This window comes from Salipaludibacillus keqinensis, assembly GCF_003226325.1.
In the GTDB taxonomy this organism is placed as follows: Bacteria; Bacillota; Bacilli; order Bacillales; family Salisediminibacteriaceae; genus Salipaludibacillus; species Salipaludibacillus keqinensis.
In genome coordinates this window covers 556,004-568,587 of record NZ_PDOD01000001.1, presented here as the reverse complement: position 1 = coordinate 568,587, position 12,584 = coordinate 556,004, and the positions used below count along the sequence as shown (strand labels likewise).

Sequence of the window (12,584 nt, the reverse complement as noted above, 5' to 3'; positions counted from 1 at the left end):
TCAGTTTCCTCCCCACCGGGTGAACAAATCGTGCTTCACACCTACTTGATCCAGAACTTTACCGACAACAAAGTTAATTAAATCATCCATAGACTCCGGGTTATGATAAAAGCCTGGCATAGCAGGAACAATTAGGGCGCCTAAATCACTTACTCTTTTCATGTTCTCTAAATGAATCGAGCTTAACGGACTTTCTCTCGGAACGATCACTAACTTTCTCCGTTCTTTTAACATGACATCTGCTGCTCTTTCAAGCAAGTTACTCGAAATCCCATGAGAAATCTTCGCAAGCGTCCCCATGGAACAAGGAATAATAATCATTCCATCATTTTGTGCTGAGCCACTAGCGATCGGAGCAGAAAAATCTTGCTGCGAATGATAATGGAAATTTTTATGATCACCAAATAATTCATTAAGGCATTTTTTAGGGTCTTGTGTATCCATATGTAGTTCGTAATAAAGAACTTGCCAAGCTGCCCCCGTAAGAACAAAATGAACCGTATGCCCTTCTTTTAAAAGGGCTTGCACAAATCGCACACCATAAATGGCCCCGCTAGCTCCAGTGATAGCCACAGTAAGTATCTTTTTATCATCATTACTTTTCATAACAACAAATCTCCAATCGTAAAGGCAAGCATAACCATGCTAATGATTCCATTCATTGTAAAGAATGCCACGTTTACTTTAGATAGATCTTTTGGTGACACTAAAGAATGCTCGTAGACCATGATGCCACCTACAATGAAGATTCCTAGTAAGAAAATCCATCCTAAAGGAGTGATAAAAAACAAAGAAACCATAGCAGAAAAGCTAACTAAGTGGAACACTTTAGCAAACCTTAACGCATTTACGATTCCAAAATAACTTGGAATAGAATATAACTTCACTTCTTTATCATACTTAGCATCTTGAGTTGCGTAAATAACATCAAATCCTGCTGTCCAAAGGGCAACAGCTACGAACAAGACAAATGCTTCCCATGTTAACGTCCCCGTAGCTCCTACCCACCCTCCGAGCGGAGCAATACCTATCGTGACACCAAGAAACACATGACAAAGCCATGTAAACCTTTTCGTGTATGAATAGAATACCAGGAAGAAAACGGCAACAGGCAACAAATATACTGCAAGCATGTTTAGCTGGAACGCCGCAATGAATAACAAGGCAAAAGACCCAATAATAAAACTGGCAGTTTCAACTTTGGATAACAACCCTGCTGGGATCGCCCTGTCCTTCGTACGAGGATTAGCTGCATCAATCTTTGAATCAATTAATCTGTTCAGAGACATCGCTGCACTTCTTGCCCCCACCATCGCTAACGTAATCCAAATCCACTCAGATATCGTCGGCCAGTTTCCTTCAATCAATAAACTTCCTAAAACAGCGCCTAGAAAAGCAAATGGCAACGCAAATATTGTATGTTCAAACTTTATCATTTCTAATATAATTTTTATCTTTTTCATATAAAATCCCCACTCTTAACAGAAAAGCACAAGCACCTTGAAATTAACTAGGGCCTGCCGTTATAACTACGATCTTTCTGTCTTATGTCCGACTTCCAATCAAGAAATAAGGGCACCCCAAACGAATCGATAAGGGCTAAAGCTAGACAGCGTTATTAATAATAAATTTTTGATTTTCACTCTCTTCATATGTTTTCTTGTATTGGTCTCATTTATCGGTAAATGTTCTTTTCATAGTAAAAATAGATGAACTAGTAGGAGTCAAGAAGCACATGAACATTCCCTATTTATTTTCTTGCGAAATGAGAAGCGGCCACGCCACCTGAATAAGATTTATACTCAACAGAAGTAAATCCTGCTTGTAAAAAGAGATTCTTCAATTCCTTTTTCCCAGGAAAAGCTTGACTCGATTCTTGTAACCAAGAATATTCATCATAACTCTTTGCAAACAGCTTTCCGAAAAGAGGCATGATGTGTTTGAAATAAATCCAGTACACTTGTTTAAATCCAATCATAGTCGGCTGCGATGTTTCAAGACATACAACCATTCCCTCATCCTTCACAACTCGTCTCATTTCTTTAAGAACTTGCAAATAATCAGGTACATTTCGTAGACCGAAACCTATCGTGACATAATCAAATGTATTATCCTCAAATGGTAAGTCCATGGCATTTCCATGTTTCAAGTGCACATGAGAAAGTTGCTTTTCTTCCACCTTTTCATGTCCGACGGAGAGCATATTTTCACTGAAATCTAATCCGAAGACTTCACCATCAGGACCTACAGCTTCCCCTAAATGGATCGTCCAGTCTGCTGTCCCGCAACACACGTCCAATGCTGTTGCACCTTTTGGCACTGACATTTTTTTCATCGTATCTTTTCTCCAAGACAAGTGTCTTTGGAAGCTAATTATAGCATTCATTTTATCATACTGACCTGAAATAGATTGAAATACTTCGTGTACACGTTCTTCTTTTGATCGAGCCATGTATTATCCTTCCTCTACAGCACATTGTTCTTTAAGTTGGTATTCTAACATGAGGCTTTCTATTCTTAACTTAATATAAGTATCCATGCTTTGCTTATTTATTTTTAAAACATGAAGATTTTGTAGAGAATCTTCAATATATTGATTGAATGTCTCCAAGTAAACACTGTCACTTAAACTGCTCGTTTTCCCACTTTGAGCATTGTGAAAGAAATTCAACGCTTTTCCTTGTTGAGCATACTCTTGAAATAAAAATCGTTCATGAAGTAAAGCTTTCAAGAAAAGGAATTCTTCAATGACTTCTGACCATTCAGAAACATTAAATAAATGAGCAATATTAGTAACGATAGAGGCATAGATAGTTTTTAGGTCTGACACGTTTGGTTGGATTCTTTTTTTGTGATGTTTGTAGATATTCATTTTTGATTCATTAATTTCTTGAATGGATCTTGAAAGAACCCTTATTAGTGATACATCTTCTAATTTGGAAAGCACATAGTAATATAAACTGCTATAGTAATCCCCTGCTAATACAGTTAATTGACGCTTAGTCTTTAACTGTTCAGACCCTAACTCATGTATATTCACTGTTTCATGGGTATCAAGGGCAGCTTGTACGAGCAATACAGTCAGAATACAATCGTGTTTATATTTCTCTGAAAGCTCTTTTTCCTTTAACAAATAAAAAAGGATCGTCGCCTGATCTTTATCAATTACTGGATCTTCAATATATTTCATTAAATAAGGGTGCTTAACACTTCGATAGAAGCTCTCAAACACTTCGCTCAGTTCTTCATTGTAATCATAGAGTGCTGTCATTCCAAAGTCCCCCAGCATTGAAAGTTCTCAAAGTCATTTTGCTCGTGAATCCCTCTACTCATTCATGGTTCTTGAAGTTTCTTGGTTGAAATCTTTTCCTAAGCCTATTTGGAAAAAGTCACTACCTACCACTTTAATATCATAGCTTTATTTACCGCTGTATCTCTTTTTTTCGCACATGTCTAGTATATCACAATTGCTTCAAACCGATAAGCAATCCTGAAATAATTACCTCTCGACTTACAGAGTATTTATAGATTTTCGACCGCCCATTGCAAGCGTTATCAAAAAAATAAAGCAGGAACATCCTGCTTTATCCGTTATTGTTCATTTCCCCATGAGATGTTTGAAGTGTCGCCTTACCTCTGATTTTAATAGCTGACGTATGTTCTGTAAATTGTGCAATCATCATTTCATTTTTATCCAGTTTTTCTGAATGATGGAACCTTGTGTCAGTACCCCTTGTTAATCCAATGACATTTACACCGTCTTCTTCGGCTTTAATTACAATATAATCGTTAGACTCTGCCACTTTCTATCCCCCCATTTAGTAAGTATTAAATCCTGTTAACTACCCTTTACTAGACGAAATGTTCATTTCCCTAGCTGTATGCAGGACTTCAGAAATTATTCTTTGATCAATGACAGCACTTCTGCTCTTGCAGCATCATTTTTTTCAAATGCCCCTCTTACAGCGGAAGTTACAGTTTTAGATCCTGGCTTACGGACACCTCGCATTGTCATACACATGTGCTCGGCCTCAATGACTACCATAACCCCTCTTGGATCAAGGGTATCAACCATCGAATCTGCAATTGTTGAAGTAATTCTCTCTTGTAACTGGGGTCTTCGAGTGACAGCTTCCACTGCTCTAGCTAATTTGCTTAACCCTGTTACTTTTCCTCCTCTAGGAAGATACCCAATATGCGCTTTTCCGAAAAAAGGTACTAAATGATGCTCACACATAGAATAAAAAGGAATATCTTTAACAAGTACCAACTCTTCATGGTCCTCTCCGAATACGGTCTTAAAATGCTCTTTCGGGTCTTGCCTAAGTCCCTGAAAGACTTCATCGTACATTCTTGCCACCCGTTTTGGTGTGTCTAAAAGACCTTCTCTATTTGGATCTTCTCCAATTGCTTCAAGAATCATTGTTACTGCTTGTTCGATTTTTTCATGATCTACAGAACTCATTATAATCCCCTCCATTTCTATTTACTTTTTTTGTTGGGTCGTTAAAATTTTAGCATAGACAATTTATTAAAAACAAGAAATGGGATCTTCTAAATTACAATAGAATAAAAAACAATAGAAAAAGTGTCCCAAAAGCTTCGCTTATGGGACACCTCCAATTAACATATAGCCCTATATGTAATTACTTAACTGCATCTTTAAGGGCTTTACCAGGTTTGAACGCTGGTACATTGCTTGCTGGAATTTCGATTTCTTCACCTGTTTGTGGGTTACGGCCTTTACGAGCCGCACGCTCACGAACTTCAAAGTTACCAAAGCCAATTAATTGGACTTTTTCACTTTTTTGAAGTGAACCAGTGATGACTTCAAAAACTGCATCAACAGCACTCGTAGCATCCTTCTTGGAAAGTTCCGTCTTCTCAGCTACCGCATTGATAAGTTCTGTCTTATTCATACTATTCACCTCCTCCTTTACTTATAGATGTGTTATTCCCTTTCTTTCACAATTATAAGCTTTTTATACTTGCTTCCCTGTATTTCAAGGGATAACAAGGCTTATGTTAAACGAAAAACCTTAATAATTCAACATTTTTTGCTTATTTAATGGTTTTTTTATCTCTTTTTTACCTAAGATGGCAAGATAATGCTCTTTTTTAACCAATATATGTAAAAATAAAAAGCCCTCCGTGAGGAGAGCTATAAAATAATTGCGATCAATCCGCCAGAGCCTTCGTTTATGATTCTTTCCAATGTTTCCTTAAGTTTATAACGAGCATTTTCAGGCATCAATGAAAGTTTAGCTGAAATGCCTTCTCTTACGATTGAATTTAACGACCTTCCAAATATGTCTGAGTTCCATATAGAAAGTGGATTCTCTTCAAAATCTTGCATTAAATAGCGTACCAGTTCTTCACTTTGTTTTTCTGTGCCAATTATGGGAGCAAACTCAGATTCCACATCCACTTTAATCATATGAATCGAAGGTGCGACAGCTTTTAAACGAACTCCAAATCTAGATCCTTGACGAATAATCTCTGGTTCATCCAAACTCATATCCGTGATACTTGGAGCTGCAATACCATACCCTGTTTGCCGGACCATTTTCAAAGCTTCCGACACATGATCATATTCAGATTTAGCATAAGCTAGGTCTTGCATAAGTTCTAGTAAATGATCTTTCCCTCTTATTTCTACGCCAACAACTTCCATTAGTATTTGATCGTACAGATCCTCAGGAGCTTTTAAGTCGATCTCTGCTACCCCTTGCCCCATTTCAATTCCAGCTAAGGCTGCTTTGTCTATAAATTCGTAATTGAAAAATTGTCCAACTACTCGGTCTACATCTCGTAGCCGTTTAATATCTTTCACCGTTTCACGAACAGCATTCTCATAATTTTCTCTGAGCCAATGCTCTTCTTTTAAAACCATTACCCAGCTCGGCAAATTTACATTCACTTCGTGAACTGGAAATTCAAATAGTACTTCTCTCATAACGGTGTGTATATCTTGCTCAGTCATGCCCTCAATATTCATGGCAAGCACAGGCACATCATGATGATCTTCTAATCCAGCCCGAAGGTTCTCCGTTTGCGGATGAGTTGGGTGAACAGAGTTCACTAGAACAATGAACGGTTTCCCAACTTCTTTTAACTCCTCAATGACTCTTTCTTCTGATTCTACATAATCTTGCCGTGGAATTTCTCCAATAGAGCCATCTGTCGTAACAACTACACCCAATGTTGAATGCTCTTGAATCACTTTACGTGTGCCTATCTCCGCTGCTTCTTGAAAAGGAATTGCATCTTCGTACCAAGGTGTGTGAATCATTCTAGGGCCGTTCTCATCTTCATAGCCTTTGGCTCCTGGTACCGCATACCCAACGCAGTCAACAACACGTACATTCACATCTAGTCCTTCATCTACATGAATGGATACAGCTTGATTAGGAATAAATTTAGGTTCGGTCGTCATAATTTGTCTTCCAGCAGCACTCTGTGGGAGTTCATCTTGTGCCCTTGCTCGATCTGATTCCGATTCAATATTCGGGATGATCGCAAGTTCCATAAACTTTTTAATGAATGTAGATTTCCCTGTTCTGACTGAGCCTACAACACCGAGATAAATGTCACCACCCGTTCGTTCTGCAATATCCTTGAAGATATCTACCTTTTCCACACAATCGCCTCCTGCTCAGTTTCTAAGTAAACTCATTCATGCGGGCATGATTGAATTCAAGTCTTTGTCTCTATTACTCTATGATGTTGTCCACTATTTATGACAAGGATGTTTATAGCTTTCACGACATCAATCTCGTCTACTTCGATTCTTATGCCTTATCAATTTAAAATAGAACGTTAAAACTTCTCTGCATCTTTGTGGCAAGACAACAAAAAACACCAGTCACTGTCTAAAGTAACTGGTGTTAAGCGATATACTATTCATTAATAAATTTGACTTCTCCGTCTTCGATTGTTTGAGGAAGGGAATTAACTGGTAAAAAAGGAGATTCTTCTACTAATAACCAGCGCAAATCATCGCCTTCTTCGTAATTCTCCATTCCATGCTCGTCCACATAATGCTGAATGTCCAATGAATAATCAATAATGATACTACCATCCGTACCGAACAAAATTGGGAGGCGATGACTTGGATGAAAAGGACTTTCTACTGTAGGTTGCTCTTCATAATCTAATTGATCAAAATCCAGTTTTAACAATTCGTCACCAATAACTTCTTCAATCGGAGCATATTGATGTTGACTGCGGTATTGGTATAACCGTCTCTCCAAATCCTGGATAACTCTGACAGAGCGTAGGTCAATCAATTTTACCTCAGCCGTTTCCTCAGGATTTACTAATACATATTGATAGATTCCTCCATTTTCAAATGAATTTCCAGGAGGAGACTGCAAATAAGCAGGTACTAACTGAGAGAAATCAACAGGATATTTACGAAAAATAGCTGTTTCCGCTTCTCTCGTTTTTATAGGCAAAACACTTGTATTTTCCCTGAATTGGGTAACTGCTTGTTGAACTGACTGCAATTGATCTTCATAAGGCGCTTGATTTTGTCTGCGCTCTTCTTCTGGATACATGCATCCAGTCAAAATCCCAATAGAAATAACTAGACTAATTATACGGATCTTTATCATCGAAACCTCCTATCTCGTTTAATAATCGAATGACTACTCCATCACAGGACCTGAAAATACGACAAGAAAGATAATCAAACCAGAAATAATTATAAAAATAAAGCTTATTGTCAATAAAATATACCTTAATATGCCAGTGAGCTTCTCTTTAGTAATGATAGTCAGAATAACAGAAAAAAACATTAATCCCATCCCTATAAAAGAAACCCACATTTTAGCTAATGGATCATCAAACATCTTGATTCCTCCTACTATTTCTCCTTATATGTGCTAAAGTTTGTTGTTGATTCAGAAAATTTCTAATCGCTTTACAACGCTTTCTATACCTCGTGAAAATACCCATGCGAACACTTCTTCAGTTCATTTTCCAACAAAAGTCATGAAAATTTCCCAAACTAACATGATTCATTAACAAAGCTTAAAACATATTTATGAAATTAATATTGTTAACTAATTAATCCTGCATCATTATAGCATAGCGGGAGGATCCCTGCATATCATTCTACTTCATTTCTACCGCACAAAAAAAACTGAAGAAAAGGGGCCCTTTCTTCAGTCCTTCACGACTAAACACTGCCTTCAACATAATCTTGACAGCCATGCTTCTGTCCCTACTATATCTATGCCAGATTCCGATTTTTGATAAATATGAACGCCTAAATTTATTCAGGCTTTTGGAACATTTTTGAAAGGGTTCCAAAGTCCATAGGTACTTTATTCGACGTAATTGCTTTGACTAATTCATCTTCTTTTTGTTTGGAAACTGGGACATTAGCCATAAGCGCCACTTGATGAATTAACTGCCTTACGTTCTTTTCATTAGAGAGATCCGTTTGATTCACTGATTGGGCTAACTGTAGTAAATCTTTATGCTTTACATTCGTTTTTTTCTCTAATTGATCAAAAAATGGATTTTTTTTACCTTGCACACTTCATTCCTCCTCATGCTATGATGTGATCATATTTTATGCATAAGTGAGGAAATGGTGAGCAAAGTCATTATCAAGGTTCAAAATGATTTAATGGATCTTTATCTCCAAATTTAAGATCTTCTACTTCATGTTTTTTCACTCGCCCCATAAGCTCAGAAACGGCTTCTTTCGGGGACTTATCATGAAACAAAACTTGATATAGTTCTTCTGTAATCGGCATTTCAACATTCATTTCCTGTGAAACCTGAAAGGCTGCTTTTGTTGTACGGATCCCTTCTACGACCATTCCCATTTCACTTTCCACTTCATCAACAGTTTTTCCTTTTCCAAGCATGTTTCCCGCTCTCCAATTACGGCTGTGAACACTAGTACAAGTCACAATGAGATCCCCAAGACCACTTAGGCCGGCAAATGTAAGGGGATTAGCACCAAGTTTCATACCTAAACGGGCAATTTCAGCTAACCCTCGTGTCATAAGAGCCGCCTTTGCATTATCGCCAAATCCTAAACCACTAGTCATTCCAGCTCCGATAGCAATAATATTTTTCAATGCTCCCCCGATTTCAACACCAATTAAGTCGGGGTTTGTATAAACTCGAAAATGCTGATTCATAAACAAATCTTGAACTTCTTCTGCACTTTCCATTTGAAGAGAAGAACTAGTGACAGTGGTTGGCTGGCGTTTACAGACTTCTTCCGCATGGCTAGGTCCTGAAAGGACAACGACCGAACTTCTCTTCGTCTCAGGTATCACTTCTTCAATAATCTGTGAAACTCGCAAATGAGTCTCTGGTTCAATGCCTTTACTTGCATGGACGAATAACAACGGTTCTGAAATGTGTTCTCTCGCAAGCGATAGGACATCCCTCATGGCTTTTGTCGGCACAACTACTAGCACCGCATCGACAACATTTAGTGCATCAGCTATATTCGTGTATGCATGAATGTTTTCCGGCAAAGTTACATCTGGTAAATAACGAGTGTTTCTTCTATCCTCATTAATGGCATCTACTTGTTCTTTCGACCGACCCCATAGCTGAACTCGATGTCCATTATCTGCCAGTACGATACTTAATGCCGTTCCCCAGCTTCCAGAGCCTAATACTGCAATGTTCGCCATATGTATGCCTCCTATTATTTTACAGATGTTTTTTCTCCAAGTTTACTTTCTTCTCCCTTAACCAATCTCTCTATATTCGTCCGATGTTTCCAGATTGAAAGTCCACTAATGAAAAGTAAAAAATAAACAAAATAAAATGGAACGTTAAAATAATCAGAAAATAAGGCCGTAATTAACGTTGTACCTAAAATAAACAGGAGTGATCCTAATGATACAAATCTAGTAAATACAATCGCCAGTATGGCAACAATCCCTGAAATGAGCGCAGGGAAAAACACTAATGTAGCGACGACACCGATCGTCGTAGCCACACCCTTTCCACCTCTAAAACCATAATAAACTGGCCAATTATGCCCTAAAATCGACGCCAGACCGCTTGCTGCTGCAATAAGAGGATCCCCGCCAGATAGACCATATCCAATCCATACAGCTAAAATCCCTTTACCGCAATCTAGCAATAGCACGGCAACAGCAGGAGCGATGCCCATCACTCTAAGTGTATTAGTTGCTCCTGCATTCCCACTACCATGTTCGCGAATATCCAGTTTTCTAAACCGTTTACCGATTACGTAACTAAAACTAACTGCACCGATAAGGTAGGATAAAATAATTGCGAAAACCGCCGTCATAAAATTCCCCCCAACCTCTTATTCGTATTTAATGACTTTTTTTACGAGCAATAATATGAATAGGTGTACCAACAAAGTTGAATGCTTCTCGAATTTTATTCTCTAAATACCTCTTGTAAGAGAAATGAAGTAGTTCAGGATCGTTGACAAAGATGATAAATGTTGGAGGTGCCACTGAAACTTGAGTGGAGTAATTAATTCTCAATCTTCTTCCCCCATGATCCGTAGGTGTAGGATTCATCGTAACTGCATCCACAATTACATCATTTAGAACATGAGTTTGTACCCGAAGATTATGTGATTCACTAACTTGATTAACAGCCGGCAATAAATGCTGAAGTCTTCTTTTTGTTAAGGCTGATAAAAATATTATTGGAGCGTAATCAAGGAATAAAAAATGATCGCGAATTTTTTGTTCAAATTCTCTCATTGTTTTGTCATCCTTCTCCACAGCATCCCATTTGTTGACCACGATTAAAATAGCCCTACCAGCTTCATGAGCGTATCCAGCAATTTTTTTATCTTGTTCAATGATTCCTTCTTCAGCATTAATAACTACAAGAACAACATCAGACCGTTCAATCGCCTTTAATGCTCTTAACACACTGTATTTTTCTGTAGATTCGTAAACTTTACCGCGCTTTCTCATTCCAGCAGTATCAATGACTACATACTCTTGATCATCCTTCGTAAAAGGAGTATCAATAGCATCACGAGTCGTTCCTGGAATGCTACTGACAATGACTCTCTCTTCGCCTAAAATGGCATTCACTAACGACGATTTACCTACGTTAGGACGTCCAATTAAGCTCATTCGAATCGTATCTTCTCCGTATGCATCTTCCTCTACTTTCGGGAAACTTTCAACTGCATGGTCTAATAAATCCCCTATCCCTAAACCATGAGAACCAGAGATCGGATAAACTTCTCCTACACCTAGACTGTAGAATTCATAAAGTTTCTCATGCATGGAATGGTCGTCCATTTTGTTGACAGCTACTACGACCGGCTTTCTTGAACGCTGAAGAATTTGAGAAACTTCTTCATCGGCTGCTGTCAGTCCTTCACGCCCGTTAACGACGAAACAAATCACATCCGCTTCCTCAATCGCTAACTCGGCTTGAATTCTTACTTGCTCAAATAAAGGCTCGTCCCCTATTTCAATACCGCCTGTATCAATAATATAAAATTCATGTTCTAGCCATTCACCTGAACTGTAAATACGATCTCTCGTCACTCCAGGTTTATCTTCGACGATGGCTACTCGTTCTCCTACTATTCGGTTAAAAATTGTGGATTTTCCTACATTAGGTCTTCCAACAATGGCTAATACTGGTTTTGGCACAGTATGTTCCTCGCTTTCGTTTGTAAATCATACTTTGTTCATTATACGTGGAAGTTCATAGGAAAGAAACCTCCCTTTCATGAATCCACGTCAATTGAAGGTTAATAACTAATATATTATATCAGATTCCAGACCGCTCTCCCACACCTTCAATTATATAGGAATTAAGCATTCATCTTTGTATTTTGCTGGACAGAACGATAAGAAGAATGAATATAATTCTCTTTAAGACTTTTGGCTACTGTTTCTGCTTTCGTCCAACAGATGACTGAGCAAATGGATAAAGAAAGGACATCTAATACAAATAAACTTTCTATACCAGAATATCTTTCTACAGATAAACTTGGGTCGATTAGATTCATCATAGAGGTAAGAATAATACCTTGAAATACACCACCAATCAAAGAATAAATTCTCGTGTGAAAGTGGCGGAAGAAAATAACTAATGATAGGATCGTGATGCTAGATACTAACCATAAGGGGGGCCAAATTAACCACACTGGTTCAATATATGCTGCTCGATGAATAATTAGTAACCAGTTAGCAATAACAAAGCTCACAATCAATCCGAAAGCCAACTGTATTTTTTTTAACCTCATCATTGAAACTAAACAGAGGAGAATAAAAGAAAAGTAAGCAAAATTCCACTCGATGAAAAACCACGTAAAAGAAAAAGAAGAGAGAATAATTGTCACTAAACTAAAAACCAGTAATCTAGTGCGCACAAATGAAGGTTTCATAAAAAAATAGACAATAACGACTGTAACCCAAGATAACCAGTAAAAAATAAAACCATCCATTGATCCATCTTCTCCTTCTTGCTTTTAAAAGCAGTCTTACCTAAGGGCAGTAATTTCATACTCCAGTCTTTTCCTTTTTATTGTTCAATAAGACTTAGTTTTGCTAAGAGACATTGTTAGAAAAGCAAAAATAAAAAACTCA

The 12,584-nt window shown here is 37.8% G+C and carries 15 protein-coding genes; all 15 read right to left on the bottom strand.

Annotated features, from left to right (window positions below; all coding sequences use genetic code 11):
• Positions 1–606, bottom strand: a complete 606-nt coding sequence (locus CR194_RS02960; RefSeq protein WP_110608140.1) for a UbiX family flavin prenyltransferase — start codon at positions 604–606, stop codon at positions 1–3.
• The gene (locus CR194_RS02955; RefSeq protein WP_110608139.1) at positions 603–1,463 is read right to left on the bottom strand and encodes a UbiA-like polyprenyltransferase; all 861 of its coding nucleotides are present in this window, start codon (positions 1,461–1,463) and stop codon (positions 603–605) included. Before CR194_RS02955 ends, CR194_RS02960 begins: the two co-directional genes overlap by 4 nt.
• Before the next feature lie 287 nt (positions 1,464–1,750).
• The gene (locus tag CR194_RS02950) at positions 1,751–2,452 is read right to left on the bottom strand and encodes a demethylmenaquinone methyltransferase (protein ID WP_110608138.1); all 702 of its coding nucleotides are present in this window, start codon (positions 2,450–2,452) and stop codon (positions 1,751–1,753) included.
• Between the two features lie 3 nt (positions 2,453–2,455).
• Positions 2,456–3,271, bottom strand: a complete 816-nt coding sequence (locus tag CR194_RS02945; protein WP_158282152.1) for a heptaprenyl diphosphate synthase component 1 — start codon at positions 3,269–3,271, stop codon at positions 2,456–2,458.
• Positions 3,272–3,584: 313 nt separating this feature from the next.
• Positions 3,585–3,803, bottom strand: a complete 219-nt coding sequence (gene mtrB / locus CR194_RS02940; RefSeq protein ID WP_110608136.1) for a trp RNA-binding attenuation protein MtrB — start codon at positions 3,801–3,803, stop codon at positions 3,585–3,587.
• A 95-nt stretch (positions 3,804–3,898) separates the two neighbouring features.
• Entirely contained in the window at positions 3,899–4,465 is a 567-nt protein-coding gene (folE, locus tag CR194_RS02935) for a GTP cyclohydrolase I FolE (RefSeq protein WP_110608135.1), read from the bottom strand.
• 181 nt (positions 4,466–4,646) lie between these two features.
• Positions 4,647–4,919, bottom strand: coding sequence for an HU family DNA-binding protein (locus CR194_RS02930; protein ID WP_110608134.1), 273 nt, complete (start codon positions 4,917–4,919; stop codon positions 4,647–4,649).
• Positions 4,920–5,161: 242 nt separating this feature from the next.
• Positions 5,162–6,640: a stage IV sporulation protein A gene (spoIVA, locus tag CR194_RS02925; RefSeq protein ID WP_110608133.1), complete on the bottom strand. Its 1,479-nt coding sequence runs from the start codon at positions 6,638–6,640 to the stop codon at positions 5,162–5,164.
• Positions 6,641–6,899: 259 nt separating this feature from the next.
• Positions 6,900–7,616: a hypothetical protein gene (locus tag CR194_RS02920; RefSeq protein ID WP_110608132.1), complete on the bottom strand. Its 717-nt coding sequence runs from the start codon at positions 7,614–7,616 to the stop codon at positions 6,900–6,902.
• A 33-nt stretch (positions 7,617–7,649) separates the two neighbouring features.
• Positions 7,650–7,853 carry a DUF2768 domain-containing protein gene (locus CR194_RS02915; RefSeq protein ID WP_110608131.1) on the bottom strand — a complete coding sequence of 68 codons (204 nt, stop codon included), beginning with the start codon at positions 7,851–7,853 and terminating at the stop codon, positions 7,650–7,652.
• Positions 7,854–8,278: 425 nt separating this feature from the next.
• Positions 8,279–8,545, bottom strand: coding sequence for a stage VI sporulation protein F (locus tag CR194_RS02910; protein ID WP_110608130.1), 267 nt, complete (start codon positions 8,543–8,545; stop codon positions 8,279–8,281).
• Between the two features lie 73 nt (positions 8,546–8,618).
• On the bottom strand, positions 8,619–9,668 hold the full coding sequence (locus CR194_RS02905) for an NAD(P)H-dependent glycerol-3-phosphate dehydrogenase (RefSeq protein WP_110608129.1): 1,050 nt from the start codon (positions 9,666–9,668) through the stop codon (positions 8,619–8,621).
• A 14-nt stretch (positions 9,669–9,682) separates the two neighbouring features.
• Positions 9,683–10,297 (bottom strand): glycerol-3-phosphate 1-O-acyltransferase PlsY, encoded by a 615-nt coding sequence (gene plsY, locus CR194_RS02900; RefSeq protein ID WP_110608128.1) that lies wholly within the window; start codon positions 10,295–10,297, stop codon positions 9,683–9,685.
• Positions 10,298–10,325: 28 nt separating this feature from the next.
• Entirely contained in the window at positions 10,326–11,642 is a 1,317-nt protein-coding gene (der, locus tag CR194_RS02895; protein WP_110608127.1) for a ribosome biogenesis GTPase Der, read from the bottom strand.
• A gap of 164 nt (positions 11,643–11,806) precedes the next feature.
• Positions 11,807–12,442, bottom strand: a complete 636-nt coding sequence (locus CR194_RS02890) for a YphA family membrane protein (protein ID WP_110608126.1) — start codon at positions 12,440–12,442, stop codon at positions 11,807–11,809.
• Between the last annotated feature and the right edge of the window lie 142 nt (positions 12,443–12,584).

What these genes read in the sequence shown, in the direction of transcription:
- CR194_RS02960 (WP_110608140.1), bottom strand. Translation starts at nt 606, where the DNA reads ATGAAAAGTAATGATGATAAAAAGATACTTACTGTGGCTATCACTGGA.
- CR194_RS02955 (WP_110608139.1), bottom strand. Translation starts at nt 1,463, where the DNA reads ATGAAAAAGATAAAAATTATATTAGAAATGATAAAGTTTGAACATACA.
- CR194_RS02950 (WP_110608138.1), bottom strand. Translation starts at nt 2,452, where the DNA reads ATGGCTCGATCAAAAGAAGAACGTGTACACGAAGTATTTCAATCTATT.
- CR194_RS02945 (WP_158282152.1), bottom strand. Translation starts at nt 3,271, where the DNA reads ATGACAGCACTCTATGATTACAATGAAGAACTGAGCGAAGTGTTTGAG.
- folE (WP_110608135.1), bottom strand. Translation starts at nt 4,465, where the DNA reads ATGAGTTCTGTAGATCATGAAAAAATCGAACAAGCAGTAACAATGATT.
- CR194_RS02930 (WP_110608134.1), bottom strand. Translation starts at nt 4,919, where the DNA reads ATGAATAAGACAGAACTTATCAATGCGGTAGCTGAGAAGACGGAACTT.
- CR194_RS02920 (WP_110608132.1), bottom strand. Translation starts at nt 7,616, where the DNA reads ATGATAAAGATCCGTATAATTAGTCTAGTTATTTCTATTGGGATTTTG.
- CR194_RS02915 (WP_110608131.1), bottom strand. Translation starts at nt 7,853, where the DNA reads ATGTTTGATGATCCATTAGCTAAAATGTGGGTTTCTTTTATAGGGATG.
- CR194_RS02905 (WP_110608129.1), bottom strand. Translation starts at nt 9,668, where the DNA reads ATGGCGAACATTGCAGTATTAGGCTCTGGAAGCTGGGGAACGGCATTA.
- plsY (WP_110608128.1), bottom strand. Translation starts at nt 10,297, where the DNA reads ATGACGGCGGTTTTCGCAATTATTTTATCCTACCTTATCGGTGCAGTT.
- CR194_RS02890 (WP_110608126.1), bottom strand. Translation starts at nt 12,442, where the DNA reads ATGGATGGTTTTATTTTTTACTGGTTATCTTGGGTTACAGTCGTTATT.